The 26,160-nt window shown below is 69.4% G+C and carries 29 protein-coding genes and 1 tRNA gene; 9 read left to right on the top strand and 21 right to left on the bottom strand.

Annotated elements, in window-relative coordinates:
• Positions 1-180: 180 nt before the first annotated feature.
• The gene (locus ABZT17_RS40610; protein ID WP_356357030.1) at positions 181-1,683 is read right to left on the bottom strand and encodes an MFS transporter; all 1,503 of its coding nucleotides are present in this window, start codon (positions 1,681-1,683) and stop codon (positions 181-183) included.
• A gap of 98 nt (positions 1,684-1,781) precedes the next feature.
• A complete protein-coding gene (locus ABZT17_RS40605) occupies positions 1,782-3,098 on the bottom strand; it encodes a DUF445 domain-containing protein (protein ID WP_356357028.1) in 1,317 nt (438 codons plus the stop codon).
• Positions 3,099-3,245: 147 nt separating this feature from the next.
• On the opposite strand from ABZT17_RS40605, the gene ABZT17_RS40600 reads away from it, so the two are divergent.
• A complete protein-coding gene (locus tag ABZT17_RS40600; RefSeq protein WP_356357026.1) occupies positions 3,246-4,586 on the top strand; it encodes an SGNH/GDSL hydrolase family protein in 1,341 nt (446 codons plus the stop codon).
• Positions 4,587-4,647: 61 nt separating this feature from the next.
• On the opposite strand, the gene ABZT17_RS40595 is transcribed toward ABZT17_RS40600, so the two are convergent.
• The 4 genes from ABZT17_RS40595 to ABZT17_RS40580 are packed head-to-tail and all read right to left on the bottom strand — an operon-like array spanning position 4,648 to position 8,163.
• Complete coding sequence (locus ABZT17_RS40595) at positions 4,648-5,478, bottom strand: DUF1707 domain-containing protein (RefSeq protein WP_356357024.1); 831 nt, start codon at positions 5,476-5,478, stop codon at positions 4,648-4,650.
• Between the two features lie 33 nt (positions 5,479-5,511).
• On the bottom strand, positions 5,512-6,534 hold the full coding sequence (locus tag ABZT17_RS40590; RefSeq protein WP_356357022.1) for an ATP-binding cassette domain-containing protein: 1,023 nt from the start codon (positions 6,532-6,534) through the stop codon (positions 5,512-5,514).
• Between the two features lie 8 nt (positions 6,535-6,542).
• Complete coding sequence (locus ABZT17_RS40585) at positions 6,543-7,370, bottom strand: ABC transporter permease (protein ID WP_356357020.1); 828 nt, start codon at positions 7,368-7,370, stop codon at positions 6,543-6,545.
• Positions 7,363-8,163, bottom strand: coding sequence for an ABC-2 family transporter protein (locus tag ABZT17_RS40580; RefSeq protein WP_356357018.1), 801 nt, complete (start codon positions 8,161-8,163; stop codon positions 7,363-7,365). The genes ABZT17_RS40585 and ABZT17_RS40580 overlap by 8 nt, the downstream gene beginning before the upstream one ends.
• Positions 8,164-8,376: 213 nt before the next feature.
• Between ABZT17_RS40580 and ABZT17_RS40575 the strand changes: the two genes are divergently transcribed.
• Positions 8,377-10,791, top strand: coding sequence for a transglycosylase domain-containing protein (locus tag ABZT17_RS40575; protein ID WP_356357016.1), 2,415 nt, complete (start codon positions 8,377-8,379; stop codon positions 10,789-10,791).
• A gap of 66 nt (positions 10,792-10,857) precedes the next feature.
• Here ABZT17_RS40575 and ABZT17_RS40570 read toward each other — a convergent pair whose 3' ends face one another.
• Positions 10,858-11,217 carry a co-chaperone GroES gene (locus tag ABZT17_RS40570; RefSeq protein ID WP_356357014.1) on the bottom strand — a complete coding sequence of 120 codons (360 nt, stop codon included), beginning with the start codon at positions 11,215-11,217 and terminating at the stop codon, positions 10,858-10,860.
• Between the two features lie 43 nt (positions 11,218-11,260).
• A complete protein-coding gene (locus tag ABZT17_RS40565) occupies positions 11,261-11,590 on the bottom strand; it encodes a DUF3618 domain-containing protein (protein WP_356357012.1) in 330 nt (109 codons plus the stop codon).
• Positions 11,591-11,685: 95 nt separating this feature from the next.
• Between ABZT17_RS40565 and bcp the strand changes: the two genes are divergently transcribed.
• The 3 genes from bcp (at position 11,686) to ABZT17_RS40550 (ending at position 13,331) form a co-directional block, all read left to right on the top strand.
• Positions 11,686-12,153, top strand: coding sequence for a thioredoxin-dependent thiol peroxidase (gene bcp, locus ABZT17_RS40560; protein ID WP_356357010.1), 468 nt, complete (start codon positions 11,686-11,688; stop codon positions 12,151-12,153).
• A 127-nt stretch (positions 12,154-12,280) separates the two neighbouring features.
• Positions 12,281-12,616 carry a hypothetical protein gene (locus ABZT17_RS40555; protein ID WP_356357008.1) on the top strand — a complete coding sequence of 112 codons (336 nt, stop codon included), beginning with the start codon at positions 12,281-12,283 and terminating at the stop codon, positions 12,614-12,616.
• 630 nt (positions 12,617-13,246) lie between these two features.
• Positions 13,247-13,331, top strand: a tRNA-Leu gene (locus tag ABZT17_RS40550).
• Positions 13,332-13,378: 47 nt separating this feature from the next.
• Here ABZT17_RS40550 and rdgB read toward each other — a convergent pair.
• The 4 genes from rdgB to ABZT17_RS40530 form a co-directional block, all read right to left on the bottom strand.
• Positions 13,379-13,984 carry an RdgB/HAM1 family non-canonical purine NTP pyrophosphatase gene (gene rdgB / locus ABZT17_RS40545; RefSeq protein ID WP_356357006.1) on the bottom strand — a complete coding sequence of 202 codons (606 nt, stop codon included), beginning with the start codon at positions 13,982-13,984 and terminating at the stop codon, positions 13,379-13,381.
• Between the two features lie 33 nt (positions 13,985-14,017).
• A complete protein-coding gene (locus tag ABZT17_RS40540; protein ID WP_356357004.1) occupies positions 14,018-14,425 on the bottom strand; it encodes a hypothetical protein in 408 nt (135 codons plus the stop codon).
• Positions 14,426-14,568: 143 nt separating this feature from the next.
• Positions 14,569-15,306 (bottom strand): ribonuclease PH, encoded by a 738-nt coding sequence (rph, locus tag ABZT17_RS40535; protein ID WP_356357002.1) that lies wholly within the window; start codon positions 15,304-15,306, stop codon positions 14,569-14,571.
• A 96-nt stretch (positions 15,307-15,402) separates the two neighbouring features.
• On the bottom strand, positions 15,403-15,636 hold the full coding sequence (locus tag ABZT17_RS40530) for a PTS glucose/sucrose transporter subunit IIB (protein WP_067026087.1): 234 nt from the start codon (positions 15,634-15,636) through the stop codon (positions 15,403-15,405).
• A 302-nt stretch (positions 15,637-15,938) separates the two neighbouring features.
• Between ABZT17_RS40530 and ABZT17_RS40525 the strand changes: the two genes are divergently transcribed.
• Positions 15,939-17,189: a PTS transporter subunit EIIC gene (locus ABZT17_RS40525; protein ID WP_356357000.1), complete on the top strand. Its 1,251-nt coding sequence runs from the start codon at positions 15,939-15,941 to the stop codon at positions 17,187-17,189.
• A gap of 79 nt (positions 17,190-17,268) precedes the next feature.
• Here the strand turns inward: ABZT17_RS40525 and ABZT17_RS40520 are convergent, their stop codons facing one another.
• The gene (locus ABZT17_RS40520) at positions 17,269-18,021 is read right to left on the bottom strand and encodes an MBL fold metallo-hydrolase (protein WP_356356998.1); all 753 of its coding nucleotides are present in this window, start codon (positions 18,019-18,021) and stop codon (positions 17,269-17,271) included.
• A 214-nt stretch (positions 18,022-18,235) separates the two neighbouring features.
• Between ABZT17_RS40520 and ABZT17_RS40515 the strand changes: the two genes are divergently transcribed.
• Entirely contained in the window at positions 18,236-18,682 is a 447-nt protein-coding gene (locus ABZT17_RS40515) for a type II toxin-antitoxin system PemK/MazF family toxin (protein WP_356356996.1), read from the top strand.
• A gap of 57 nt (positions 18,683-18,739) precedes the next feature.
• On the opposite strand, the gene ABZT17_RS40510 is transcribed toward ABZT17_RS40515, so the two are convergent.
• The 7 genes from ABZT17_RS40510 to clpS all read right to left on the bottom strand — a co-directional run bounded on the left by ABZT17_RS40510 (position 18,740) and on the right by clpS (position 23,429).
• Positions 18,740-19,690, bottom strand: coding sequence for a cysteine synthase (locus ABZT17_RS40510; RefSeq protein WP_356356995.1), 951 nt, complete (start codon positions 19,688-19,690; stop codon positions 18,740-18,742).
• Between the two features lie 6 nt (positions 19,691-19,696).
• Positions 19,697-19,975 (bottom strand): MoaD/ThiS family protein, encoded by a 279-nt coding sequence (locus tag ABZT17_RS40505; RefSeq protein ID WP_356356994.1) that lies wholly within the window; start codon positions 19,973-19,975, stop codon positions 19,697-19,699.
• A gap of 109 nt (positions 19,976-20,084) precedes the next feature.
• The gene (locus tag ABZT17_RS40500) at positions 20,085-20,180 is read right to left on the bottom strand and encodes a putative leader peptide (RefSeq protein ID WP_356356993.1); all 96 of its coding nucleotides are present in this window, start codon (positions 20,178-20,180) and stop codon (positions 20,085-20,087) included.
• 79 nt (positions 20,181-20,259) lie between these two features.
• Positions 20,260-20,682: a M67 family metallopeptidase gene (locus ABZT17_RS40495; RefSeq protein WP_356356991.1), complete on the bottom strand. Its 423-nt coding sequence runs from the start codon at positions 20,680-20,682 to the stop codon at positions 20,260-20,262.
• 76 nt (positions 20,683-20,758) lie between these two features.
• Entirely contained in the window at positions 20,759-22,189 is a 1,431-nt protein-coding gene (locus ABZT17_RS40490) for an amino acid permease (protein WP_356356989.1), read from the bottom strand.
• A 304-nt stretch (positions 22,190-22,493) separates the two neighbouring features.
• Positions 22,494-23,099 carry a DUF2017 domain-containing protein gene (locus ABZT17_RS40485; protein ID WP_356356987.1) on the bottom strand — a complete coding sequence of 202 codons (606 nt, stop codon included), beginning with the start codon at positions 23,097-23,099 and terminating at the stop codon, positions 22,494-22,496.
• Between the two features lie 12 nt (positions 23,100-23,111).
• A complete protein-coding gene (gene clpS, locus ABZT17_RS40480; RefSeq protein WP_356356986.1) occupies positions 23,112-23,429 on the bottom strand; it encodes an ATP-dependent Clp protease adapter ClpS in 318 nt (105 codons plus the stop codon).
• Positions 23,430-23,567: 138 nt separating this feature from the next.
• On the opposite strand from clpS, the gene ABZT17_RS40475 reads away from it, so the two are divergent.
• Positions 23,568-24,914 (top strand): nicotinate phosphoribosyltransferase, encoded by a 1,347-nt coding sequence (locus ABZT17_RS40475; RefSeq protein WP_356356984.1) that lies wholly within the window; start codon positions 23,568-23,570, stop codon positions 24,912-24,914.
• A 75-nt stretch (positions 24,915-24,989) separates the two neighbouring features.
• Positions 24,990-25,580, top strand: a complete 591-nt coding sequence (locus tag ABZT17_RS40470; protein WP_356356982.1) for an isochorismatase family protein — start codon at positions 24,990-24,992, stop codon at positions 25,578-25,580.
• Between the two features lie 4 nt (positions 25,581-25,584).
• Here ABZT17_RS40470 and ABZT17_RS40465 read toward each other — a convergent pair whose 3' ends face one another.
• Positions 25,585-25,917 (bottom strand): hypothetical protein, encoded by a 333-nt coding sequence (locus tag ABZT17_RS40465; RefSeq protein ID WP_356356981.1) that lies wholly within the window; start codon positions 25,915-25,917, stop codon positions 25,585-25,587.
• Between the last annotated feature and the right edge of the window lie 243 nt (positions 25,918-26,160).

The following is a 26,160-nucleotide window of genomic DNA, read 5'->3' as shown; positions in this document are numbered from 1 at the left end:
GGGACGGGACGGGGGGTGTCCGCCCGCAGCGGCGGGCGTCCGGCGCCGGTGCGTTCTCGAGCTGGCAGTGGCGCCCGACCGAGGACGGATACCCCCCGGCCCGGCCCCGACTCACCCACCACCCCTAGGCGCTACGCCCGCCCCCGCTCAAGCCGCAGCTGCGCCGCAGGCATCCGCCCACTACGCCGCAGCCGCCCCCGGCTCCCGGCGCGACCGCGACCGTGAGGCCGCCGCCGCCGCCGTCAGCGGCTTCGCGATGTCCTCCAGGGAGCGCCGCTCCGCCCGCACCGCCAGGAACGCCGCCACCAGCCCCGCCGCGCACATCAACGCCGCGCCGATCTGGAACGCCAGCACCGTGTCCCCGACCTTCCCCGTCCCCGTGAGGTCCGCGAACAGCAGCGGCCCGCTGATACCACCGGCCGCCGTACCCAGCGCGTAGAAGAACGCGATGGACATCGCCCGCGTCTCCATCGGGAACACCTCGGACACCGTCAGATACGCACTCGACGCCCCGGCCGACGCGAAGAACAGCACGACACACCAGCACGCCGTCATCGTCGTCGCGTTCAGCGACCCCCGGTCGAACAACCACGCCGTACCGAACAGCAACAGCCCGGACACCAGATACGTACCGGAGATCATCACCCGCCGCCCGACCGTGTCGAACAGCTTCCCCAGCAGCAGCGGCCCACAGAAGTTGCCCACCGCGATGACCGCGAAGTAGTACCCCGTGTCCCCGGTCGGCACATCGAAGAACGTCGTCAGGATCGCCCCGAACCCGAACGTGATCGCGTTGTACAGGAACGCCTGCCCGATGAACAGCGAGAACCCGAGCACGGACCGCCGCCGGTAGTCCGCGAACAGCGTCCGCGCGATCTCCACGAACGAGACACTCCGCCGCTGATGGATCGTGATCTCACCCTCGGGCCGCTCCAACTCCCGCCCCTTCTCCGCCTGGACCCGCTCCTCGATCGAGGTGACGATCTCCTCGGCCTCCCGGTCCCTGCCATGGATCAGCAGCCACCGCGGACTCTCCGGAACGTGCCGCCGTACGAGAAGGATCACCAGAGCCAGCACCGCGCCCAGCGCGAACGTCAACCGCCACCCCACGTCCTTCGGCAGGAAGTCCGTGTTGAGCGCGACGATCGACAGCAGCGACCCACCCACCGCGCCCAGCCAGAAGCTGCCGTTGATGATGAGGTCCACCCGCCCGCGGAAGTTCGCCGGGATCAGCTCGTCGATCGCGGAGTTGATCGCCGCGTACTCACCGCCGATACCGAACCCGGTCAGGAAGCGGAACGTGAAGAACCACCAGCTGGAGAACGACACCGCGGTCAGCGCGGTCGCCGCGAGGTACACCGCCAGGGTGATCATGAACAGCTTCTTACGGCCCCATTTGTCCGTCAGCCGCCCCCAGAACAGGGCACCGACACACGCACCCGCCACATACAGCGCGGCGGCGACGCCGGTGATCTGACCGGAGGTGATCGGCAGCCCGCTCCCGGACTCCGACAGACGGCTCGCGATGTTGCCGACGACCGTGACTTCCAGGCCGTCGAGGATCCACACGGTCCCGAGACCGATGACGATCGTCCAGTGCCAGCGCGACCAGGGCAGCCGGTCGAGGCGGGCGGGGATGTTGGTGGTCACGGTACGGCCGGTCCCGGCCTGCGCGGTGGTCATGGGCTCCCTCCTCAGTGCCCCCTCCTCATCGAGAGGAACCCGGTCCGAGTCCCCCGCCCGGACCGCCCTACGCCCCACCGCCCTACGCCCCCACCCCCCTACGCCCCCACCGCCCGCGACACCGTAAAGATCAGCAATCCCACCAACGACCCCACCACCGTGCCGTTGATCCGGATGAACTGCAGGTCACGCCCGATATGAGCCTCGATCTTCTTCGTCGTGTGCTCGGCGTCCCACCCGGCCACCGTGTCCGTGATCAGCGAGGTGATCTCCTTGCGGTAGGTGGTGACGACATACACGGCCGCCCCCTCCACCCACCCGTCCACCTTCGCCTGCACCTTGGGATCGACCGCCATCCGCGCCCCCAGCGACAGCAGCGACGCCCGCACCCGCAGCCGTAGCTCACTGCGCTCGTCCTCGGCGGCGGAGACGATCATCGAGCGTACGGCGGTCCAGGCCGACGCGATCAGATCCTGCACCTCGCCCCGCCCCAGCACCTCCCCCTTCAGCCGCTCGACCCGCGCCCGCGTGTCCGTGTCCGACTGCAGATCGGCCGCGAAGTCCGTCAGAAACCGGTCGAGCGCCCCCCGCGCCGGATGCGAGGGCATGTCCCGCATCTCGGTCACGAACCGCAGCAGCTCCTTGTAGACCCGCTCGCCGACCTTCTTGTCGACGAACCGGGGTGTCCACCCGGGCGCCCCGCCCTGGACGGCGTCCATGATCTCGGTGTCGTGCCAGACCAGCCAGTCGTGCGCCCGCGTGACGACGAGGTCGACGACCCGCCGGTGCCCCCCGTCGGCGACGATCTTCTCCAGCATCTTCCCGATGCCCGGCCCGATCTCCTGCGCGTCGGCCCGCCGGGTGATCGCCTCCCCCACCACGGCCTGCACATCGGAGTCCCGCAGCACGGTCAGCGCGCCCCGCAGCGCGGCGGACAGCTCCGCGGTGACCCGGTCCGCGTGCTCGGGGTCCGCGAGCCAGGCCCCCAGCCGGCTGCCGATGCCCACCGCCCGCAGGCGCTGCCGCACCACCTCCTCGGACAGGAAGTTCTCCCCGACGAACTCCCCGAGCGAGACCCCCAGCTGGTCCTTCTTGGTCGGGATGATCGCGGTGTGCGGAATGGGCAGCCCCAGCGGCCGCCGGAACAGCGCCGTCACCGCGAACCAGTCGGCCATCGCACCGACCATCCCCGCCTCCGCGGCCGCGGCGACATACTCCGCCCACGCGCCCGCACCGGAGTGCGAAGCCCACTTGGCCAGCACATACACCAGCGCCACGAACAGCAGCAGCCCGGTGGCGGTGAGCTTCATCCGCCGCACCCCGCGCTGCTTCTCCAGATCGGCCGCGCTGAAGGTCGTCATCGCTCGGGCAGCCCCGGAAGGAATCCCCGTTTTATCCTGTTCGGTACGTTCCATCCGCTCCACCCGTTCGTGATCCCCTGCACATATTGTCCCTTCCTGACCGACTCCCGGAACGGATCAGGAGTTCCCGGCGTCTGTCCGATCAGGGATGATCATCACGGAGCATCGGGGGCTCCCCCTGCCCGAGGAGACACGCACCGCATGACCAAACTCCATGGTTATGCCCTGCTTTCCGCGATCGTCGCGCTGATCGTGGGCCTTTCCGCGGCGATCTACACGGGCGTCGCGGCCGACCACGGCCGCACCCCCGCCGACGCCCGCGCCCGCGCCGAGGGCGACGCCCCGCGCGACCCGGCGGCCCCCGCCTCCACCGGCACCTGGGTCGGCGCCTGGTCCGCCTCCCCGGCGGGCGCCGAACCCGGCACCGGGACCGGGGGCATGGCGGGCCGCTCGGTCCGCAACGTGGTGCACGCGAGCGCCGGCGGTACGAGTGCCCGCGTCACGCTCTCCAACCTCTACGGCCGGTCGCCGCTCACCCTCACCCACGCCTCCCTCGCCGTGGCGGCGGCCTCCGGGACCCCCGCCGCGAACGCGCCGACCATGCGCCGCCTGACCTTCGCCGGCGCCACCACGGTCGTCATACCGCCCGGCCGCCAGGTCCTCAGCGACGCGGTCCGGGTCCTGATACCGCAGGGCGACGACGTGCTCGTCACCACGTACTCCCCCACCGCGTCCGGCCCGGTCACCTACCACGCGCACGCGCGCCAGATCTCCTACGTCGCCCGGGGCGACCTCACCGAGGACACGACCGGCGCCGGATACACCGAGCAGACGCCCTACTGGCGCTATCTCACCGCGCTGGACGTGCTGAGCGACGACTCCGTCGGCACGGTGGTCGCCTTCGGCGACTCGATCACCGACGGCACAACCTCCACGCAGGGCGCCAACCACCGCTGGACCGACATCCTCTCCGACCGCCTCCGCTCGGCCGTGGCATCCGGCTGGAACGTGCCGCGCTACAGCGTCGTCAACGAGGGCATCAGCGGCAACCGGATACTCGCGAACGGCCTCGGCCGCCCCGCCGACAACCAGGCCGGCCTCGTCCGCTTCTCCCGCGACGCGCTCTCCCACCCGAACGTCAAGGTGATCGTCATCGCCCTCGGCGTCAACGACATCCTCCGCGACCCGCACCGCGCCGACCCGGACCGGATCCTCACCGGGCTGCGCACGATGGTCGGCCAGGCCCACGCCCACGGCGTCAAGGTCGTCGGCGCGACCCTGATGCCCTTCCAGGGCCACAGCGGCTATACGGCGGCCAGTGAGGCGGTACGGCGGCGGGTCAACGCGGAGATCCGCTCGGGCCGGGTCTACGACGCCGTGGTCGACTTCGACAAGGCGCTGCGGGACCCGTACAACCCGCGCAGGCTCCGCTCGGACTACGACTGCGGAGACCATCTGCATCCGAGCGACCGGGGGTACGCGCGGATGGGCTCGGCGTTCGACCTGAGACTGCTGAAGGGCGCGGCACCCGCCGAGCTGTGAGACGACGCGAGACCTGTTCGCTCAGCACGCCTCAGCACGCGCGAGCACCCTTCGGCCCGCGTCAGTACTCGTCGTAACGACGCCGGTCCCGCCGGTCCTGATGCCGTTCACGGTGCCGTTCGCGGCGCTCCTCGTAACGGTCCCGGCGCTCCTCGCGCAGCTCCCGCCGCCACTCCCGCTGCTCCTCCAGCATCCGGGGACGGTCGCCGTACCCCTCGGCCGGCTCGCGCCCGCCGGCGGCCTTCCGTTCGGCCTTCAGACGGCGTCGCTCCTCCTTGGTCAGCTTCCGCTCGACGCCGACGCCGCCCCAGAAGGCGAACCCGTTCACGATCACCCGGGGCGCGCCCGGCCCTCCCGGCACGCCCTCCTGGCTGTGGTCGAACCCGCCCATGATCCCGATGCCCCGGACGACCACCTCGACCCCCGGCGGCACGATGATGTTCATCCCGCCCATGATCGCGACGCAGTTGATCTCGACCTCCCCGGCCGCGAAGTTCGCCTCGCGCAGGTCGATCTCCCCGCCGCCCCAGAAGGCGAAGCAGTTGAACTGCCGGGGCACGGTCCACCGCCCCTTGCGCTGGAACCCGGACATGACGGCGACGGCCCACGCGGACGATCCCTCACCGCCGACGACCCGCCCCGCCCAACTCCCGTCCGGCTCGGGGTGCTTGACCATGTCCACCTTGGGCACGGCCACCTGCCCCACGGGCAGGTCACGGGTGATCGGCGTCAGTTCGCCGTAGGTCCGCGCCTTGTACGTGGCCTCCAGCCGCTCCTCGAACTCCTCCATGTCGAGACGCCCTTCGGCGAGGGCGTCCCGCAGGACCTCGGCGACTCGTTCACGGTCGGCGTCGGATGCGCGGAGTTCCGGGACTGCGGCGTCGTCGGTCATGCACAGCAGCCTACGAGTTCCCCCGTCCGGAGGCTACGAGACCGCTTTCTCGGCCGCCGCCGAGTCCTGTTCGGACACCGCCTCCGTCGCGCCGGCCGCCCCCGCGTACATCTTGGCGATCACCGCCTCGATGTCCGGCTCCCGCACCGACAGGTCCACCAGCGGGTACTCCGCCGCGATCCGGGCCACCAGGGCCGCCGCCGACTCGGCCGCCGGGAACGCCAGCCACTGCCGCGGCCCCTCCACCCTGACCACCCGTGCGGGCCCGGTGTCGATCGGCGGCAGCTCCCGCTCCAGGTCCACCACCAGCGTCCGCTCGCTCTCCCCGATCTCGTGCAGCCCGGCGAGCGCGCCGTCGTACATGAGCCGTCCGTGGTCGATGACCATCACCCGTGAGCACAGCTGCTCGATGTCCTGGAGGTCATGGGTGGTCAGCAGCACCGTGGTGCCGCGCTCCTCGTTCAACTCCCGCAGGAAACCACGCACCTTGGCCTTGGAGATCACATCCAGCCCGATCGTCGGCTCGTCCAGGTACAGCACCTCCGGGTCGTGCAGCAGCGCCGCCGCGATGTCGCCGCGCATCCGCTGGCCCAGCGAGAGCTGCCGTACCGGGACCTCCAACAGCTCGGCCAGCTCCAGGAGTTCGACACAGCGGTCCAGGTTCTCGCGGTAACGGGCGGCCGGGATGCGGTACATGCGGTGCATCAGCTGGTACGAGTCGATCAGCGGGAGGTCCCACCAGAGGGTCGTACGCTGCCCGAACACGACCCCAATGCGGTGCGCGAGCCGGGTGCGTTCGCGGGAGGGGTCGATGCCGGCGACGCGGAGCCGCCCGCCGCTCGGGGTGAGGATGCCCGTGAGCATCTTGATGGTCGTCGACTTCCCGGCGCCGTTCGGGCCGATGTACCCGACCATCTCGCCGCGGGCCACCGTGAAGGAGATCGAGTCGACCGCCCGGACCTCGCGCCGCTCGCGCCGCAGGAAGCCGGTCTTCCTGCGCACGTCGAACACCTTCTCCAGCCGGTCCACCTCGATGAAGGTGTCAGCGTCCGCCATGTCCGTCCTCAACTCCCCGTACTCCGATACGACCTGAGGCCCGCGCGCCAGGCCAGGCCCGCCGCCGCCAGACTCGCGGCGGCCACCAGCGGCGGGGTGAACGCCGCCCACTCCGGCAGTCCCAGCGGGTACGGCAGCCCCAGCACATAGCTCGCCGGCACCCAGTTGACGAAGGCGAGGGGCAGCACGAAGGTCACCCCGCGCAGAAGATCGGTCGCGAACACCGTGGGCGGGTACTGGAGGAGCGTCGTACCGCCGTAGGTGAACGCGTTCTGCACCTCGGCCGCGTCCTGCGCCGCGAACTGGAAGGCGGCGCCCGCGATGAAGACCGCGCAGAAGATCGCGCAGCCGCTGACCAGCATCACCGGCATCAGCAGCACCTTCGCCGGCGTCCAGGCGATGTCGAGGTGGAGCACCGCGTAGGTGAGCACCAGCGCGCCCTGGCTGGTGCGGCCGAGGCGCCGTAGCGCGAACTGGTCGGCCGCCATCTGCGCCAGTACCGGCACCGGGCGCACCAGCAGGGTGTCGAGGGTGCCGTCGCGCACCCGCCGGCCCAGCCGCTCCATGGAGCCGATCACCATGTCGGCGAGGCCGAAGGTGGTGCTGGAGACGCCGTAGAGGAAGGCGACCTGCTGCAGGGACCAGCCGCCGAGGGTGTGGACGCGGGAGAACATCAGCAGGATCGCGAGGAAGTCCAGCGCGGTCGCCGCGAAGTTGGTGAAGGTCATCAGCGCGAAGGAGGCGCGGTAGGCCATCGTGGAGCGGATCCACATCCCGGCGATGAGGAAGTACGCCCGTACGCCGTCCCAGGCCCTGGAAGGAGCGAGCTCAGCCACCCTGCACCACCACCCGTCGTGTCGCCGCCGACTGCGCCAGCCGTCCGGCCGCCAGCAGCACCACGGCCCACATGGCCTGGAAGGCCCAGGTGGACAGGACATCGGCCTGGCCGAGGAACACGTCCGCCGGCGCCTGCAGCAGGGACGACCAGGGCAGGGCCCGTACGACCTCGCCGAGCGTGCCCGGGAAGACGTTCAGCGGCAGCAGCATCCCCGAGCAGAACCAGCCGGTCAGCCAGGCGATCTGGATCATGCCGCTGCCGTCCAGCAGCCAGAACGCGGTCAGTGCCACGAGATAGCGCAGCCCGAAGCTGACCAGCGCCGCCAGGAACACCGAGAACAGGAAGGCCAGCCAGGTCGTGACGTCGGTGGGCAGCGCCATGTCGAAGAGCAGCGCGCCGAGCACGAAGGGCGGCACCCCGCGCCCCAGCAGCTCGAACGCCGAGCGGCCCAAGTCGGTGGCCAGCCACCACAGTTGGAGGTCGGCCGGGCGGTACATGTCGACCGCGACATCGCCCGTGCGGATGCGCTCCATCAGCTCGGTCTCCACGCCCCCGCCGCCGTTGGCGAGCGTCTTGAACAGCGACTGGCCGATCCACACATAGGTGATGGCCTGGGGGAGGTCGTAACCACCGAGGTGGGGGCGTTCGTTCCACAGGGCGGTGTAGGTGTAGACAAGGATCAACCCGAAGGCCGTATTGGTGAACACCCCCGCCACCGTGGCCGCCCGATACGTCGCGTATCGTCTGAAACCGCCCGCCGCGACGGCGAGGTACAACCGTCCAGCGCCCACACCACAGCCCTCCTCGGCCCGCCGACACCGAAGCGCAGGAGCCTACTGCCCTGGCAGTGACGCACGCCACGCATTTTTCGAGACCGAAGCGTGCCGTGATCCGGGAACGGAACGCTTGGTGCGAGAGTCTTCAACTGGGGGCGCAGAACGCGTACGAGGGCGTACGGGAACGTACAGCGCAGAACTTACGTAAAACAGGAGTCCGTGCACGACATGAGCGACGAGCCGCAGCCGCAGCAGGCCGCCCAGCCTCCGGGCTGGGCACCGAGGGAACCGCAAGGGCCCCCCGAGCCGGGCGGCGAGAAGCCGAAGCGGCAGAAGCGCACGGGCTGGCGCCGGCTGATCCCGACCTGGCGCTGGGTGCTCGGCACCTTCGTGGTGGGCATATTGCTGCTGATCGGCCTGTTCTTCCTCGGCTACTCGCTGGTGAAGATCCCGCCGGCCAACGCCCTCGCGATGAAGCAGGCCAACGTCTATCTGTACGCGGACGGCACACAGATCGCCCGCGACGGTGAGATCAACCGGGAGAACGTCACCCTCGCCCAGGTCTCCAAGGACGCCCAGCACGCCGTGCTCGCCGCCGAGGACCGCGACTTCTACACCGAGTCCGCCGTCGATCCCAAGGCGATGCTGCGCGCCGGCTGGAACACGGCGACCGGCAAGGGCAGGCAGTCCGGCTCGACGATCACCCAGCAGTACGTGAAGAACTACTACCTGGCGCAGGAGCAGACCGTCACCCGCAAGGTGAAGGAGTTCTTCATCTCGATCAAGCTGGACCGCGAGAAGTCCAAGAACGAGATCCTCGAGGGCTACCTCAACACCAGCTACTTCGGCCGCAACGCCTACGGCATCCAGGCCGCCGCCCAGGCCTACTACGGCATGGACGCGACCGACCTCGACCCGGCCCGCGCCGCCTACCTCGCCGCGCTCGTCAACGCGCCGAGCGAGTACGACGTCGTGGCGCACCCGGAGAACAAGTCGGCGGCCGTGGCCCGCTGGAACTACGTCCTGGACGGCATGGTCAAGAAGGGCTGGCTGAGCGAGGGCACGCGGGCCGGGCTGAAGTTCCCGATGCCCAAGGAGCAGACCCTCTCGACCGGTATGTCCGGGCAGCGCGGCTATCTCGTCGACGCGGTGAAGACGTATCTGAGCCAGAACAAGATCGTCACCTCTGACGAGCTCGCGGCCGGCGGCTACCGCATCACCACCACCCTGCAGAAGAGCAAGCAGGACGCCTTCGTGAAGGCCGTCAACGACCAGGTGATGTCCAAGCTCGACAAGAAGAACCGCAAGGTCGACACCTATGTCCGCGCGGGCGGCGCCTCCGTGGACCCGAAGACCGGCCAGGTCGTCGCCATGTACGGCGGTGTCGACTTCGTCAAGCAGTACACGAACGGCGCGACCCGCGGCGACTTCCAGGTCGGCTCGATCTTCAAGCCCATCGTGTTCGCCTCGGCCGTCCAGAACAACTCCGAGACCCAGGACGGGCAGCTCATCACGCCCAACACCTACTACGACGGCACCAACAAGCGCCCGGTGCAGGGCTGGAGCGGCGGGGCGTACGCACCGGCCAACGAGGACGACGTGTCGTACGGCAACATCACCGTCCGTACCGCCACCGACAAGTCCGTCAACGCGGTGTACGCGCAGATGGCCGTGGACGTCGGCCCGCAGAAGGTCGTGGACACCGCGACCGCGCTCGGCATCCCGAGGGACACCCCCGACCTGAACGCCAACCCGTCGATCGCCCTCGGTGTGAACACCGCGAGCGTCCTCGACATGGCGGAGGCCTACGCGACCCTCGCCAACCACGGTGAGCACGACGCGTTCACCATGATCAAGTCGATCACCAAGGACGGGCAGAACGTCATCGAACTGCCCAAGGACACCACCACCCGCGCCGTCAGCCGGCAGGCCGCCGACACCACGACCTCCATCCTGCAGAGCGTCGTCGAGAACGGCACCGCCACCGCCGCCCAGGGCGCCGGCCGCCCCGCCGCCGGCAAGACCGGTACCGCGGAGGACGACAAGGCCGCCTGGTTCGCCGGCTACACCCCCGACCTCGCGACCGTCGTCTCGGTGATGGGCCAGGACCCGGTCACCGCCCAGCACAAGCCGCTCTACGGCGCGATGGGCCTCCAGCGCGTCAACGGCGGCGGACCGCCGGCGGAGATCTGGGCGCAATACACGAAGGCGGCACTGAAGGGGAAGCCGGTCGCCGACTTCGACCTCGACCTCATGCCGGGCGCGAACGTGGTCCAGACCCCGCCGAACACCCAGCCCTCCGCACCGGCCACGACCGGCCAGGACAACGGCGGCACGCCCGGCACCGGCGGCCAGGACAACCAGGGCCAGACCCAGGGCCAGAACAACGGCGGTACGACCACGACGGGCGGAGCGACCCCCACGAACGGCGGCACCACGAACGGTGGCGCGACCGGCGGCGGCACGACCGGCACCACCAGCGACGGCGGGACCACGGGGACCACGACCGACGGCACCTCGACGGGCGGCACCACCGCGGGCACGGACACCGGCGGCACCACCGACGGCAACGCGGGCGGCACGGACACCGGCATCACGACCGGCACGGCGGCGGGCCCCCAGTCGACGAGCCGAAGAAACTGACGGTCGCCGGGAAACAGCGAGAAAGGGCTGGTGACGGTGGTCACCAGCCCTTTTCCCAGCGCTGTTCTAGAGATACAGGCCGGTCGTGTCCTCGGAGCCCTCGAAGCGGTCGGCGGCCACGGCGTGCAGGTCGCGCTCGCGCATGAGCACGTAGGCGACACCGCGCACCTCGACCTCGGCGCGGTCCTCCGGGTCGTACAGCACCCGGTCACCGGGCTCCACGGTCCGCACGTTCTGCCCCACCGCGACGACCTCGGCCCAGGCCAGCCGGCGCCCGACGGCCGCCGTGGCGGGAATCAGGATGCCGCCGCCCGACCGCCGCTCGCCCTCACCGGTCTCCTGCTTGACGAGGACCCGGTCGTGCAGCATGCGGATGGGCAGCTTGTCGTGCTGCGCGGTGCTCTGGTCGTTTCTGTTGGCGCTCACGCCCTGAACCTACCTGCCTTTGCGGAAACCGTAAGCCGCCGGGTCAGCGCTTGCGGCGGCGGGAACCGAACACGACGAGCCCCACGATCCCCACGGCGACGAGAGCGACGGGCACGACCCGCTCCACCCGCACCCCGCCCTCCTCGTCCACGAACTGGGCCTTCACATCGGTGACAACCTTGTTGACCCCGACGTAGGCCCGCCCGAGCGTGTGATCGATGTTGGCCGCGACCTTGGCCCTGGCATCGCCGACGATCGTCTTCGGGTGCACCCGCACCCCGATCTCGTCGAGCGTCTCGGCCAGCACTGCGCGGCGGGCTTTGATGTCCGCCTCGATCTGCGCCGGGGTTCTGGTGTCCGACGTGTCCGCCACCGTACGGCCTCCGAAGTCTGCTGATGCTGTGTTCTGGACAGTCTGTCAGTTCCGTCGTCCATCGCACTGTCAGGACCCCCGGTTAGGCTGGTCCGATGAGCGAGCGACTCCAGCCCGGGGACGTGGCCCCCGACTTCACCCTGCCGGACGCGGACGGCAATGACGTGTCCCTCTCGGCCCACAAGGGCCGCAAGGTCATCGTCTACTTCTACCCGGCGGCCCTCACACCGGGCTGCACCAAGCAGGCCTGCGACTTCACGGACAACCTCGACCTCCTGGCCGGCGCCGGCTACGACGTCATCGGCATCTCCCCCGACACTCCGGAGAAGCTGGCGAAGTTCCGCGAGAAGGAGTCCCTGAAGGTCAAGCTGGCCGCCGACCCGGAGAAGACGGTCACCGAGGCGTACGGCGCGTACGGCGAGAAGAAGAACTACGGCAAGACCTATATGGGCGTCATCCGCTCCACGGTGATCGTGGACGAGGAGGGCAAGGTCGAGCGGGCGCTGTACAACGTCCGGGCGACGGGGCACGTGGCGAAGATCATCAAGGATCTGGGGATCTGAGGGTCCGTTTCCACCAAGCAAGCGGCCCGCACCGGGAGCAACCCGGCACGGGCCGCTTCACGTTTTTCGAACGTGACTGCGTGACTGTCGGATGAGCCGTTCGTTACGCCGTACGAGACAGGAACGCATGGCCGATACGGAGGGGCCGATGGAAAACAGGGCGTACAGCAAGGAGCGGCTCGCGCCGACCGTGTCCGAGGCCCGCAATTGGGCCGATCTGATGCGCCGGCTCGGCCTCCCTGCCAGTGGAGGGCAACGACGTGTTCTGCAAGAGCACGTGGCGAAACACGGGATCGACACGAGCCACTTCGTGAAGCGCAGTCCATGGCGCAAGTACCCGGACTCCGCCATCGCCGATGCCGCCGCCTCGTCGTCCTCACTGCGCGGGGTGGCGCTGAAGTTGGGCGCCACCCCGGCCACTGGCACTCTGTCGCACATCCGTCGACCTCCCCTTCACCACTGAAGAACTCACGGCAGCCGCAGCAGCGGCGACCAGCGTGCGGGGCGTGGCACGCGCCCTGGGCGTATCGGACGACAGCCGCTCGCGGGCAGCCCTGAGCCGTATGCTGCGCGACCGAGGCATCGATACCACGCATTTCTCGCACCGGCGGATGCCGATCGCCGAGGACAGGCTCCGCGAAGTCGTCGCACACGCCACGAGCCACGCCGAGGTGATGCGCGACCTCGGCTTGGCTGTGGACGACACCAATCACCGACGCGTCCGACGCGCGGCATCTCGACTCGGCCTGGACACTAGCCACTTCAAACGCAAGAGGTGGGCACACCCGGAACGCCCCGCCCTCGAGCCCGTCGCGCACCGAGTACTCATCGTGCTTCCCTCGGATGCGGGACGGACAAACGGGTCCCAGCTCCATCGGGCCCTGGCCGAGATCGGCATGCCATACACATGCGAGACGTGCGGCAACAAGGGTGAGTGGCGCGACAACCGCCGTGAGAATCTGCGCTATCTGTGCCCCAACTGTCACGCGTTGACGGAGACGTGGTGCCGTCGGAAGCCGAGGGACCCCCTCGTCGCGTAAAGTCCTCTACCCGTAGACTGAACGATGCCGGTCGAGCACGATGACCGTTTTGAGCGGCCGTGATGGAATTGGTCAGACATGCTGCGTTTAGGGCGCAGTGGGCGAAAGCCCGTGTGGGTTCGAGTCCCACCGGCCGTACTCTGCCCCGCATCTTCGCATCGAAGGCGCGGGGCATTCTCATGAAGTCAGCCCAACAGCTCCCGCACCACCGGTACCAGGGCGCGGAACGCCTTCCCCCGGTGGCTGATCGCGTTCTTCTCCTCCGGGGTCAGTTCCGCGCAGGTCCTCGACTCGCCGTCCGGCTGGAGGATCGGGTCGTAGCCGAAGCCGTTCGTGCCGGTCGGGGTGTGGCGCAGGATGCCTCGGAGTTGCCCCTCGACCACCCGTTCCGTGCCGTCCGGCAGGGCGAGGGCCGCGGCGCAGGCGAAGTGGGCGCCGCGGTGTTCCTCCGCGATGTCGGCCAGCTGGGCCAGCAGCAGCTCCAGGTTGGCCTTGTCGTCGCCGTGCCTGCCCGCCCAGCGGGCGGAGAAGATGCCCGGGGCGCCGTTCAGGACGTCGACGCAGAGGCCCGAGTCGTCGGCGACCGCGGGAAGGCCGGTGGCTTGGGCCAGGGCGTGGGCCTTGAGCAGCGCGTTCTCGGCGAAGGTCACGCCTGTTTCCTTGACGTCCGGGATCTCGGGGTAGGCCTCCGCGCCGACCAGTTCGTGCGGGAGCCCGGCGTCGGCGAGGATCGACCTCAGCTCGGTGATCTTTCCGGCGTTGCGGGTGGCGAGGATCAGGCGCGTCGTCATGGGGAAACAGTACGGCGGCCCCAGCGCCGCTCCTTACGAAGTGCAGACCTTGGTCAGTTCGCCCGCCGCGTCCGTGACCGGGCTGACGTCCGGGGTCCTGTCGCCGTTCCTGATGGCCGTACGCACGTTGGAGACGGCCTTGTCCAGGTCGTCGACCGCCTTGTTGACGTCGGTGTTGTCGGTCTTGTCGCCGATCTTGTCGAGGTTCTTGTCGATGGCGGCGAGGGAGTCGTCGAGCTGGGTCGGATCGTTCGACGCGTTCTCCACGGCCTGCTGGAGGTTGGTGACGCTGTCGGCGATGGTGTCGGCGGTCTGGACGCAGTCCAGGGCCTTGTCGACGGCGTCGCAGCCGGTGGTCAGTCCGGCGGTCAGCGCGACGGCCCCCACCGCTGCGAGGATGACGGTGATACGACGACTCCGGCGGCCTCGGCTCGCGGCCATGACTGTGGTCCCTCCTCCGCTACGGGCCCCACGGCCCCCGTTGTGGTCGGGCGCACGGTGGTGTGCCGTGCGCCCGCACTCTCAGGGACGCCGGGGCGGGGGCCGGAGGTTGCCCCCGTCGGCCGCTTTCCTTGGTCTGCCCTTTACCTTTCGAGGACCGTATCAAGCGCCTTGTGCTGGAGGACAGCGAGTTCCGTGCAGCCGGTGACGGCCAGGTCGAGGAGGGTGTTCAGCTCCTCGCGGGCGAAGGGCTCCGCCTCGGCCGTGCCCTGGACCTCGACGAAGCGGCCGTCGCCGGTGCAGACGACGTTCATGTCGGTGTCGGCCTTCACGTCCTCCTCGTAGCAGAGGTCCAGGAGCGGGACCCCGCCGACGATGCCCACCGAGACCGCGGAGACCGTGCCGGTCAGCGGCTGGCGGCCGGCCTTGATCAGCTTCTTGCCCTGGGCCCAGGAGACGGCGTCCGCCAACGCCACGTACGCGCCGGTGATCGCGGCCGTGCGCGTGCCGCCGTCCGCCTGCAGCACATCGCAGTCGAGGACGATCGTGTTCTCGCCGAGCGCCTTGTAGTCGATGACCGCGCGCAGGGAGCGGCCGATGAGGCGGCTGATCTCGTGGGTGCGGCCGCCGATCCTGCCGCGGACGGACTCGCGGTCGCCGCGGGTGTTGGTGGCGCGGGGCAGCATGGAGTACTCGGCGGTGACCCAGCCCTCACCGCTGCCCTTGCGCCAGCGGGGGACGCCCTCGGTGACGGAGGCGGTGCAGAAGACCTTGGTGTCGCCGAAGGAGACGAGGACGGAGCCCTCGGCGTGCTTGCTCCAGCCGCGTTCGATGGTGATGGGGCGGAGCTGTTCAGGGGTGCGGCCGTCGATTCGTGACATGGCGATGAGCCTAGCCCCACGGGGAGTCAGGGCCCCTTCCGCGTCGGAAAGGGGCCCTGAAGTGTGAATGGCGGCCGTTCACCACGTGCCGTCGATCTACATCATGTCTTCGATCTCGGCCGCGATCGGGTCGGCGTCGGTGCCGATGACGACCTGGATGGCGGTGCCCATCTTGACGACGCCGTGAGCGCCGGCGGCCTTCAGCGCGGCCTCGTCGACCTTGGCGGCGTCGACGACCTCGGTACGCAGGCGGGTGATGCAGCCCTCGACCTCTTCGATGTTGTCGATGCCGCCGAGCCCGGCGACGATCTTCTCAGCCTTGCTGGCCATTTCGGTCTCCTCATGCACAGTTGGCCCAACTTCGCGAGCGATTGCGCCGTGCGTACCGACAGCTGACGTCACAGCAATCCAATCGTCGTCCACGACTGGTCTACACCACATGACAGGCGGTCGCCAACCGGTGAGCGCGGACGGACGGGGAGCCGGATGAGGAGCGCGAGGACGTCACCAAGGCGTGACCCTGCGTAGTTTTCCGGTTGCGTTTTTGACGGGTTCCTTATATCGGCCTCCATCGTGTACAACAGGTCTACACCACTGAGTGGTGTAGACCACCACCCGATGGAGGAAGCGCTATGACGACCGCCACCGCGCCCACGGCGGCCCCCACGAAGAAGTGGGGATCAGGCCTGTTCCAGGGCCTGCAGAAGGTTGGCCGCAGCCTGCAACTCCCGATCGCCGTACTGCCGGCGGCGGGCATTCTGCTGCGACTCGGCCAGCAGGACATCCACGACAAGCTGCACCTGCCCGACAAGGTGACGGCGGTGTTCGCCACCGCGGGTGGCGCGATCTTCGACAACCTGCCGCTGCTGTTCTGCATCGGTGTGGCCATCGGTTTCGCGAAGAAGTCCGACGGCTCCACCGCTCTCGCGGCGCTCGTCGGCTTCCTGGTCTACAGCAACGTCCTCAAGGCGTTCCCTGTCACCGAGGCGAAGATCCTGAAGGGCGCGGACATAGCCGCGACCTACAACAACCCCGGTGTGCTCGGCGGTGTCCTGATGGGCCTGCTCTCGGCGGTGCTCTGGCAGCGCTACCACCGCAAGAAGCTGGTGGACTGGCTCGGCTTCTTCAACGGCCGCCGGCTCGTGCCGATCATCATGGCGTTCGTCGGCACGCTGATGGGAGTCTTCTTCGGCCTGGTCTGGAAGCCGATCGGTGAGGGCATCTCCCACTTCGGTGAGTGGATCACCGGCCTCGGGGCCTTCGGCGCCGCTCTGTTCGGTCTGATCAACCGTGCGCTGATCCCGGTCGGCATGCACCAGTTCGTGAACTCGGTCGCCTGGTTCCAGATCGGCGACTTCAAGAACGCGGCCGGTGACGTCGTCCACGGCGACCTCACCCGCTTCTTCGCCGGTGACCCGACCGCCGGTCAGTTCATGTCCGGCTTCTTCCCGATCATGATGTTCGGTCTCCCGGCCGCCGCGATCGCGATCGCCCACTCCGCCCGTCCCGAGCGCCGCAAGGCCGTGATGGGCATGATGATCTCGCTCGCGCTCACCTCGTTCGTGACCGGTGTGACCGAGCCGATCGAGTTCTCGTTCATGTTCATCGCCCCGGTCCTCTACGGGATCCACGCGGTACTCACCGCCCTGTCCATGGCGGTCACCTGGGCGCTCGGCGTGCACGCCGGCTTCACGTTCTCGGCGGGCGCGATCGACTACGGCCTCAACTGGAACCTCGCGACCAAGCCCTGGCTGATCATTCCGATCGGTCTCGTCTTCGGCGCGATCTACTACGTCGTCTTCCGCTTCGCGATCACCAAGTGGAACCTGCCCACCCCGGGCCGCGAGCCCGAGGAGGAGGTCGAGGAACTCACCACGGCGTGACTCCGCACCGCATGACGGAGGCCCCGGTACCGAGAGGTGCCGGGGCCTTCGTGGTCGTGTGCGTCAGATGTCGTACGCGTCAGATCTCGTACGACTGCCTGGGGGCCGCCAGGTCCACCGGGCCGGTGTACACCTCGCGCGCGTCGGCCAGGTTGACCTGCGGGTCGGTCCACGGGGGGATGTGGGTGAGGACCAGGCGGCGGGCACCTGCCCGGGCCGCCGTCTCACCCGCCTCGCGGCCGTTGAGATGCAGGTCGGGGATGTTCTCCTTGCCGTGCGTGAAGGCGGCCTCGCACAGGAACAGGTCGGTGTCACGGGCGAGTTGGTCCAGCACCGGGGTGGTGCCCGTGTCGCCGGAGTACGTCAGCGACCGGCCGCCGTGCTCGACCCGGATGCCGTACGCCTCCACCGGGTGCGCCACACGCTCCGTGTGCACGGTGAACGGGCCGATCTCGAACGTGGACGGCTTGACCGTGTGGAAGTCGAAGACCTCGCTCATGGAGGAGGCGGTGGGGGTGTCCGCGTAGGCCGTGGTGAGGCGGTGTTCGGTGCCTTCGGGGCCGTAGACCGGGATGGGGTCGCAGCGGCCGCCGTCGTGGCGGTAGTAGCGCGCGACGAAGTACGCGCACATGTCGATGCAGTGGTCGGCGTGCAGATGGCTGAGGAAGATCGCGTCGAGGTCGTAGAGACCGCAGTGGCGCTGCAGCTCGCCCAGGGCGCCGTTGCCCATGTCGAGGAGCAGCCGGAAGCCGTCGGCCTCTACGAGGTAGCTCGAGCAGGCCGATTCCGCGGACGGGAACGACCCCGAGCAGCCGACGACGGTGAGCTTCATGAAACAGAAACCTCCGCGGGCGGGAACTTTTCTGGGAAGGAGACGGGGGTCGTGCGGTCCGTCGAGCGTAAGGCGCAAAACCCCCCGTCGCTCCTCCACCAGGGGCTGTTGTGGGCGAACTCACCTGTGCTGTCACCGGTTCGGCTGGAAGCGGGGCGGGTGAGGCGCGCGAGAGGGCGCGCATTGATCAGTGTGCGCCGGTACCGTCGTCGATATGGACACGTCCTGGTGGCTGGCGCTCGCGGCGGTGGTACTGCTCGCCCTGGTCGCCACGCTCGTCGACGGGTGGGGGCGGGGGCGGCGGCCCCCGGGGCGGCGGTCACGGCCACCGGGCCGGCCGGACGAGCCGGCGCGGCCCCGGCCCGCGGAGATCTGGTGGGCGAACGTTCCGTTCGAGGACGGGCCCGGCGGGAAGGACCGGCCCTGTCTGGTGCTGGTGGTGCACGGGGAGCGGGCGACGGTCGCGAAGATCACCAGCAAGTACCACGACGAGCGGGGCGGGGTGATCCCGCTGCCGCCGGGGGCGGTGGGGGACGCCCAGGGGCGGGCCGGCTTCCTGGAGACCGGCGAGTTGCGGGAGGTGCCGGTGTGGGAGTTCCGGCGGAGGGTGGGGGTGGTGGACCCGGTCCTCTGGGATCAGGTCCGTCACCTGGCCACATGAGCCGCCGCGGCCGCCCTGCCGCCTGACCGCCCGGCGGCCTACCGCCCGGGCAGGGGCTCACGCCCAGAGTTGTCCCTGCAGCCTTTCGATCGCCTCTTCCGTCGTCGCCGCCGTGTACACGCCCGTGGACAGGTACTTCCAGCCCCCGTCCGCCACCACGAACACGATGTCGGCCGACTCGCCCGCCTTCAACGCCTTGTTGCCCACGCCGATCGCCGCGTGCAGGGCCGCTCCCGTGGAGACGCCCGCGAAGATGCCCTCCTGCTGGAGGAGTTCACGGGTGCGGGTGACGGCGTCGGCCGAGCCGACGGAGAAGCGGGTCGTCAGCACGGACGCGTCGTAGAGCTCGGGTACGAAACCCTCGTCGAGGTTGCGCAGGCCGTAGACCAGGTCGTCGTAGCGCGGTTCGGCGGCCACGATCCTGACGTCGGGCTTGTTCTCCCGGAGGTAGCGGCCCACGCCCATCAGGGTGCCGGTGGTGCCCAGACCGGCCACGAAGTGGGTGATGGAGGGGAGGTCCGCGAGGATCTCCGGGCCGGTGGTGGCGTAGTGCGCGCCCGCGTTGTCCGGGTTGCCGTACTGGTAGAGCATCACCCAGTCGGGGTGCTCCGCGGAGAGCTCCTTGGCCACCCGTACGGCGGTGTTGGAGCCGCCCGCGGCCGGGGACGGGATGATCTCGGCGCCCCACATGCCGAGCAGGTCCCGGCGTTCCTGCGAGGTGTTCTCGGGCATCACGCACACCATGCGGTAGCCCTTGAGCTTCGCGGCCATGGCGAGGGAGATGCCGGTGTTGCCGGACGTCGGCTCCAGGATCGTGCAGCCGGGGGTCAGCCGGCCGTCCTTCTCCGCCTGCTCGATCATGTGCAGGGCGGGGCGGTCCTTGACCGAGCCGGTGGGGTTGCGGTCCTCCAGCTTGGCCCAGACACGGACGTCGGCGGACGGCGACAGCCGCGGCAGGCGCACCAGAGGGGTGTTGCCCACCGCGGCCAGCGGGGAGTCGTAACGCATCGACGATCAGGCCATGCCGCCGGCCACGGCCGGCAGGATCGTGACGTTGTCGCCGTCGGCGACCTTGGTGTTGATGCCCTCCAGGAAGCGGACGTCCTCGTCGTTCAGATACACGTTGACGAAGCGGCGCAGCTCACCGTTGTCCACGATGCGGGCCTGGATGCCCGCATGCCGGGTCTCGAGGTCGGAGAAGAGCGCGGCGAGGGTGTCCCCGGTGCCCTCCACCGCCTTCTGGCCGTCGGTGTAGGTGCGGAGGATGGTGGGGATGCGGACCTCGATGGCCATGGTTGCGGGCTCCTGTCGGAAGGTGTCTGGTCTGTGGGCGCGCGGCGGCGCGGAGTGCGGGTGGTGCCCGGGGTGCCGCGGCTCACGGCCGTACGGCGGCAGGGCAGCGTCAACAGATGGCGCTGTTGAGCCTGCACAGGTCGACGTGCAGCCGCGCCACGAGCAGCACGCTCGGCGTCTTGTCGCTCACGTCGTGGGAAACCATGGGGTCATCGTATCGATTCCCGGTCCGGGTCTCGGAGTGTGATCTCGCATACTGGATGAATTCTGACCGAACTGCGAGATCAGTAGGCCTCCACGACCGTGACCTCCTCCTCCGTCACCTCGCCCGCCACGATGCGGAAGGAGCGGAACTGGAAGTCGCCGAGGCCGTCGGTGTCCGCCGTCGACACGAGGACGTAGTGGGCGCCGGGCTCGTTGGCGTAGGAGATGTCGGTGCGGGACGGGTGGGCCTCGGTCGCCGTGTGGGAGTGGTAGATCACCACCGGCTCCTCGTCGCGGTCGTCCATCTCGCGGTAGAGCCTCAGCAGATCGCCGGAGTCGAACTCGTAGAACGTGGGCGACATGGCCGCGTTGAGCATGGGGATGAAGCGTTCGGGGCGGTCCGACCCGGCCGGGCCGGCGACGACGCCGCACGCCTCGTCGGGGTGGTCCTTGCGCGCGTGCGCGACGATCTGGTCGACGAGGGCCTGGGTGATGGTCAGCATGCTGGCCAGGATAAGCAGGAGGGCCGCCCCGTACCGAGTGGTGGTACGGGGCGGCCCACATGGTGGGCTCGGAAGGTCAGCCGACCTTCTCCACCACCGGGTCACGGCGCTGGGTGACCTCGGGGTTGCGTGCCTTCAGGATCGCCCAGCCGACGCCCAGCGCCGCCGCCCAGCCCGCCATCACGTACAGACAGACCCGTGAGTCGCCGTCGTACGCGATGAGGCCCGTGACGAAGAGCAGGAACACGATGGCGATCCAGCTGCACACCGCGCCGCCCGGTGCCGGGAAGGCGGAGGCGGGCAGGCGGCCCGCGTCCACCGCGCGGCGGTACAGGACATGGCTGACCAGGATCATCAGCCAGGTCCAGATGCCGGCCGCGGTGGCCACCGAGGTGACGTAGCCGAAGGCCTTCTCCGGGACGACGTAGTTGAGGACGACGCCGATGCCCATGAAGAGGACGGAGACGGTGATGCCGAAGGCGGGGGCCTTGGTGGCGGAGAGCTTCTTGAAGCGCTGCGGGGCCTCGCCGTTGGCGGCCAGGTTGCGCAGCATCCGGCCGGTCGAGTACATGCCGGAGTTGCAGGAGGACAGGGCCGCGGTGAGGACGACGAAGTTGACGATGCCGGCGCCGGCCGGGATGCCGATCTTCGCGAAGGCCTCGACGAAGGGCGAGACGCCGGGGGCGAACTCGGTCCACTTCACCACGCACAGGATGACGGTGAGCGCGCCGACGTAGAAGAGGGCGATGCGCCAGGGGAGGGTGTTGATGGCCTTGGGGAGGGTCTTCTCGGGGTTCTCCGACTCGCCCGCCGTGACGCCGACCAGCTCGACCGCGAGGTAGGCGAACATGACGCCCTGCAGGGTCATCAGGGAGGAGCCGATGCCCTTCGGGAAGAAGCCGTCGAACTGGTAGAGGTTGGCGACCGAGGCGGTGTCACCGGCGGAGCTGAAGCCGAAGGTCAGCACGCCGAGACCGATGACGATCATGCCGATCAGCGCGGTGACCTTGACCATGGAGAACCAGAACTCGAGCTCTCCGAAGACCTTCACCGAGATCAGGTTGACCGCGAACAGGACCACCAGGAAGACCAGGGCGGTCACCCACTGGGGGATGTCCGGGAACCAGTAGTGGACGTAGATCGCGGCGGCCGTGAGTTCGGCCATGCCGGTGACGACCCACATCAGCCAGTACGTCCAGCCGGTGAAGTAGCCGAAGAACGGGCCGAGGAACTCGCGGGAGTACTCCGCGAAGGAGCCCGAGACCGGGCGGTACAGGAGCAGCTCGCCGAGCGCCCGCATGATGAAGAAGACGATGGCGCCGGCGAGGGCGTACATCAGGATGAGGCTGGGTCCGGCCTTGGCGATGTTCGCCCCGGCGCCCAGGAAGAGGCCGACGCCGATGGCGCCGCCGATCGCGATCATCTGGACCTGGCGGCTGCCGAGTCCGCGCTCGTAGCCCTCTTCTTCGGAGGATTGTTCTGTCGTGCCGACCTGAGCGGAGGTCATATGTTCGGTGTGCCTTTCTCCACATGCCGGCCCGGGCCCTCGTTGGCGCCGGACCGGGTGTCAATCCCCCCGGATTGATGGAGTTGTCGCCTGGCCGGTGGTGACCGGCTCGGTGGCACACCCGGCCGAACAGGGGTGGCGTTCACCGGGCGGTCGTGAAGATTTATCACGGCCGCACCGTTGATCACCCTGGAGAAATGTGACCCACCACACAAGAAGAAGGGGCTACGGGGCACAGAAAGCGGACACAGCGGACGCGACCAGTAACATGATCGTTATCCGGATTTGAGTGTCATCTGAGGGTTCACGGCATAAGAGTCGAGACCAGCGTCTCCTGGAGCCCGCCCAGCCACAGATACGCCATCACCATCGGCTTGCGGGGGTCCTCGTCCGGGAGCCGGTAGAGGAGATCGGTGTCGTCCTCGTCGGTGATCTCCAGCCGGGAGCCGATCGCCAGGCGCAGGTCGTTGAGGGAGCCCAGCCACTGGCGGGACTCCTCGACGGACAGCTTGAGGACCGCCCCGCCGTCCAGGGCGGGGGTCAGCGCGTCCAGGGTGCGGACCACGGAGAGGGCGTTCTCCCGCTTGCCGGCCCGCAGGTCGTTCTCGGTGTAGCGGCGGAACTCGCTGGAGTACGCGCGCTGCTCCTCGGCCGCGGCCGGGGAGTCGGGGGCCTTCTCGGGGTCGCTGTAGGCGTCGGGGAACAGCCGCCTGAGGACCGGGTCCTTCGGCGGCTCGCTCGGCCCCTCGGCGAAGAGCTCGGCGAGCGGGTCGTCGGGGGCGTCCTCGCCCGGACCCGGTCCGATGAGCTCCAGGAGCTGGACGGCCAGCGACCGGATGATGGAGATCTCGACGTCGTCGAGCGCGACGGCCGCGCCGCCGCCGGGGAGCGGTTCGAAGTGTCCGGGCATCGGGATGAGTCGCTACTTCCGGTCCTGCTGGAGGGTGGCCCACAAACCGTAGCCGTGCATCGCCTGCACGTCGCGCTCCATCTCCTCGCGGGTTCCGCTGGAGACGACCGCTCGGCCCTTGTGGTGGACGTCGAGCATGAGCTTGGTGGCCTTGTCCTTCGTGTACCCGAAGTACGACTGGAACACGTAGGTCACGTAGCTCATCAGGTTGACCGGGTCGTTGTGGACGATCGTGACCCAGGGGACGTCGGGCTCGGGGACGGCGAAGACCTCCTCCGCCGACTCGGTGCGTTCGATCTCCAGGGGTGCGGGTGACGTCACAGGGCCCATGCTGCCACGCCCCACACAAATCGTCACACTGACGCGAAGGGGTGTACAGTCATTGCCGTGCTGCATGCACCGGGGGACAACCCCCGGACCCCCGGCCGACCTGGGGGCACTCGGAGAGACACAGCTGGGAGAGCTTTCGTGGATGTAGCGGACCTTGGGCTGCCGGTGGACGTTCCCTCGACGGCGCTCTTCACGGACCAGTACGAGCTGACGATGCTGCAGGCCGCGCTGAAGGCGGGCACCGCCGAGCGGCGGTCGGTCTTCGAGGTCTTCACCCGGCGGCTGCCCGAGGGGCGGCGCTACGGCGTCGTCGCGGGCACCGGGCGTGTCCTGGACGCCGTGGAGAACTTCCGCTTCGACGCGGGTGTCCTCGGCTTCCTGCGCGAGCGGGACATCGTCGACGAGGCGACCCTCGAGTGGCTCGCCGGCTACCGGTTCTCCGGTGACATCTGGGGCTATCCGGAGGGCGAGGCGTACTTCCCGGGCTCGCCGATCATGCGGGTGGAGGGGTCCTTCGCCGAGTGCGTGCTGCTCGAGACGGTGATCCTGTCGATCCTCAACCACGACTCCGCGATCGCCGCGGCCGCCTCCCGGATGTCCTCGGCCGCCGGACAGCGCCCGCTGATCGAGATGGGTGCCCGGCGCACCCATGAGCTCGCGGCCGTCGCCGCCTCGCGGGCCGCCTATGTCGGCGGCTTCGGCTCCACCTCGAACCTCGCGGCCGGCTTCCGCTACAACATCCCCACCGTCGGCACCTCCGCCCACGCCTTCACCCTGCTGCACGACCGCGAGCGGGACGCCTTCCGGGCCCAGGTGAACTCGCTGGGCCGGGGCACCACCCTGCTGGTGGACACCTACGACGTCACCGAGGCCGTCCGGATGGCCGTCGAGGTCGCGGGGCCCGAGCTGGGCGCGGTGCGCATCGACTCCGGCGACCTGCTGCTGGTGGCCCACCGGGTGCGGCAGCAGCTCGACGAGCTCGGTGCCACCCGGACGAAGATCATCGTCACCTCGGACCTGGACGAGTACGCCATCGCCTCGCTCGCGGCGGCGCCCGTGGACGCGTACGGCGTCGGTACCCAGCTGGTGACGGGGTCCGGGCATCCGACCTGCTCGATGGTCTACAAGCTGGTCGCGCGGGCCGAGTCGGCCGATCCGAAGGCGCCGCTGGTGCCGGTGGCGAAGAAGTCCAGCGGGGGGAAGTCGTCGGTCGGCGGGCGCAAGTGGGCCGCGCGGCGGCTCGACGCGGACGGGGTCGCGGAGGCCGAGGTCGTCGGCCTCGGGACCGTACCGGCCGAGCTCGCCGACCGGCAGCTTCTGGTGGAGCTGGTCAAGGGCGGCGACATCGTGTCCCGCGAGCCCCTGGACGTCGTACGCGACCGTCATACGGCGGCCCGGGCCGCCCTGCCGCTGTCCGCGACCCAGCTCTCGCGCGGCGAACCGGTGCTTGCGACGGAGTACGTGGCGGGGCGCTCGGGTAGCTAATGCGGGTACGCCCTCCCGCACGGCCGCCGAAGTCTCTAGGCTTTTCAGTTCACTCACCGTCGAAGGACACCCACCATGCGCCGCGCATTGATCGTCGTAGACGTGCAGAACGACTTCTGCGAGGGGGGCAGCCTCGCCGTGGCCGGGGGTGCCGATGTCGCCGCCGCCGTCACCGAGCTGATCGGCCAGGCGGCCGGTTCCGGCTACCAGCACGTGGTGGCCACCCGCGACCACCACATCGCGCCCGGCGGCCACTTCGCCGACAACCCCGACTTCCGGCACTCCTGGCCCGCGCACTGCGTCGCCGGCACGGAGGGCGTCGGCTTCCACCCGAACTTCGCCCCCGCCGTCGCCTCCGGCGCGATCGACGCCGTCTTCGACAAGGGGGCGTACGCGGCCGCCTACAGCGGTTTCGAGGGCGCCGACGAGAACGGCGTGAAGCTGGCCGACTGGCTGCGCGCCCGGCAGGTCGTCGAGGTGGACGTGGTCGGCATCGCCACCGACCACTGCGTCCGGGCCACCGCGCTGGACGCGGCCCGCGAGGGCTTCCGTACGCATGTCCTGCTGGACCTGACGGCCGGCGTGGCCGAGGAGACCACCGAGCGGGCGCTGGAGGAGCTGCGGGAGGCGGGCGTGGAGCTGACCGGGAAGCCGGTGGTGGCCTGAGCCGCTACGGCTGCTGTACCGCCGGTGGGCGGCGCAGCAGGGCCCTGATCGGGTGCCAGAGTTCCGTCACGATGACACCGTTGTCGGGGGCGGTACGCCATATCAGGCCGTCGGGGTGGTGCAGCACCGCGGTGATCTCGTCCGGGGTCGGCGGGGCGCCGTTGCCCCGCAGGTAGATCGCGCGCATGCCCAGGTTGCGCAGCCTGGTCAGGGCGCGCGCCCGGTTCTGGGCGTGCACGAGCACCCGTACGCCCGTGCCGTCGGCGGTGGGGCTGGGCAGGTTCAGCGCCACCACCACGCTGCCGGTCGGCAGCTTGCAGAAACCTCCTGCGGCCATGCAGGTCACACCCCCGTGCGTGTCGGTGTCGATGGGTCCGTGACGGGGTCTGCCACGGGGTCTGTCACTGGGTCTGTCAATAAGAACAGCACAGGACGCACCTAAACACGATCGGCGGCGACCCGCCAGGGGGTCACCGCCGATACGTCTCTGACGCGTAAATAGATGCAGGTCAGGGTGGGGGCGGGCAGCACTGGATACCCGGTGGTCGTGGGGTCGGCGGGTGTATGGACCGCCGGTCAG

The organism is Streptomyces sp. NPDC005648 (genome assembly GCF_040605395.1).
GTDB lineage: Bacteria > Actinomycetota > Actinomycetes > Streptomycetales > Streptomycetaceae > Streptomyces.
The sequence above is the reverse complement of the archived record's forward strand: the minus strand, read 5'-3'. Positions and strand labels throughout refer to the sequence as shown.

Bases quoted from the DNA above. Each gene is read 5' to 3' on its own strand.
- ABZT17_RS40495 (WP_356356991.1), bottom strand. From the start codon at position 20,682: ATGCTGACCATCACCCAGGCCCTCGTCGACCAGATCGTCGCGCACGCG.
- ABZT17_RS40605 (WP_356357028.1), bottom strand. From the start codon at position 3,098: ATGGAACGTACCGAACAGGATAAAACGGGGATTCCTTCCGGGGCTGCC.
- clpS (WP_356356986.1), bottom strand. From the start codon at position 23,429: ATGGGCCCTGTGACGTCACCCGCACCCCTGGAGATCGAACGCACCGAG.
- ABZT17_RS40600 (WP_356357026.1), top strand. From the start codon at position 3,246: ATGACCAAACTCCATGGTTATGCCCTGCTTTCCGCGATCGTCGCGCTG.
- ABZT17_RS40500 (WP_356356993.1), bottom strand. From the start codon at position 20,180: ATGGTTTCCCACGACGTGAGCGACAAGACGCCGAGCGTGCTGCTCGTG.
- ABZT17_RS40525 (WP_356357000.1), top strand. From the start codon at position 15,939: ATGACGACCGCCACCGCGCCCACGGCGGCCCCCACGAAGAAGTGGGGA.
- ABZT17_RS40515 (WP_356356996.1), top strand. From the start codon at position 18,236: ATGGACACGTCCTGGTGGCTGGCGCTCGCGGCGGTGGTACTGCTCGCC.
- ABZT17_RS40510 (WP_356356995.1), bottom strand. From the start codon at position 19,690: ATGCGTTACGACTCCCCGCTGGCCGCGGTGGGCAACACCCCTCTGGTG.
- ABZT17_RS40470 (WP_356356982.1), top strand. From the start codon at position 24,990: ATGCGCCGCGCATTGATCGTCGTAGACGTGCAGAACGACTTCTGCGAG.
- bcp (WP_356357010.1), top strand. From the start codon at position 11,686: ATGAGCGAGCGACTCCAGCCCGGGGACGTGGCCCCCGACTTCACCCTG.
- rph (WP_356357002.1), bottom strand. From the start codon at position 15,306: ATGTCACGAATCGACGGCCGCACCCCTGAACAGCTCCGCCCCATCACC.
- rdgB (WP_356357006.1), bottom strand. From the start codon at position 13,984: ATGACGACGCGCCTGATCCTCGCCACCCGCAACGCCGGAAAGATCACC.
- ABZT17_RS40465 (WP_356356981.1), bottom strand. From the start codon at position 25,917: ATGGCCGCAGGAGGTTTCTGCAAGCTGCCGACCGGCAGCGTGGTGGTG.
- ABZT17_RS40520 (WP_356356998.1), bottom strand. From the start codon at position 18,021: ATGAAGCTCACCGTCGTCGGCTGCTCGGGGTCGTTCCCGTCCGCGGAA.
- ABZT17_RS40555 (WP_356357008.1), top strand. From the start codon at position 12,281: ATGGCCGATACGGAGGGGCCGATGGAAAACAGGGCGTACAGCAAGGAG.
- ABZT17_RS40505 (WP_356356994.1), bottom strand. From the start codon at position 19,975: ATGGCCATCGAGGTCCGCATCCCCACCATCCTCCGCACCTACACCGAC.
- ABZT17_RS40575 (WP_356357016.1), top strand. From the start codon at position 8,377: ATGAGCGACGAGCCGCAGCCGCAGCAGGCCGCCCAGCCTCCGGGCTGG.
- ABZT17_RS40610 (WP_356357030.1), bottom strand. From the start codon at position 1,683: ATGACCACCGCGCAGGCCGGGACCGGCCGTACCGTGACCACCAACATC.
- ABZT17_RS40595 (WP_356357024.1), bottom strand. From the start codon at position 5,478: ATGACCGACGACGCCGCAGTCCCGGAACTCCGCGCATCCGACGCCGAC.
- ABZT17_RS40490 (WP_356356989.1), bottom strand. From the start codon at position 22,189: ATGACCTCCGCTCAGGTCGGCACGACAGAACAATCCTCCGAAGAAGAG.
- ABZT17_RS40530 (WP_067026087.1), bottom strand. From the start codon at position 15,636: ATGGCCAGCAAGGCTGAGAAGATCGTCGCCGGGCTCGGCGGCATCGAC.
- ABZT17_RS40540 (WP_356357004.1), bottom strand. From the start codon at position 14,425: ATGGCCGCGAGCCGAGGCCGCCGGAGTCGTCGTATCACCGTCATCCTC.
- ABZT17_RS40485 (WP_356356987.1), bottom strand. From the start codon at position 23,099: ATGCCCGGACACTTCGAACCGCTCCCCGGCGGCGGCGCGGCCGTCGCG.
- ABZT17_RS40590 (WP_356357022.1), bottom strand. From the start codon at position 6,534: ATGGCGGACGCTGACACCTTCATCGAGGTGGACCGGCTGGAGAAGGTG.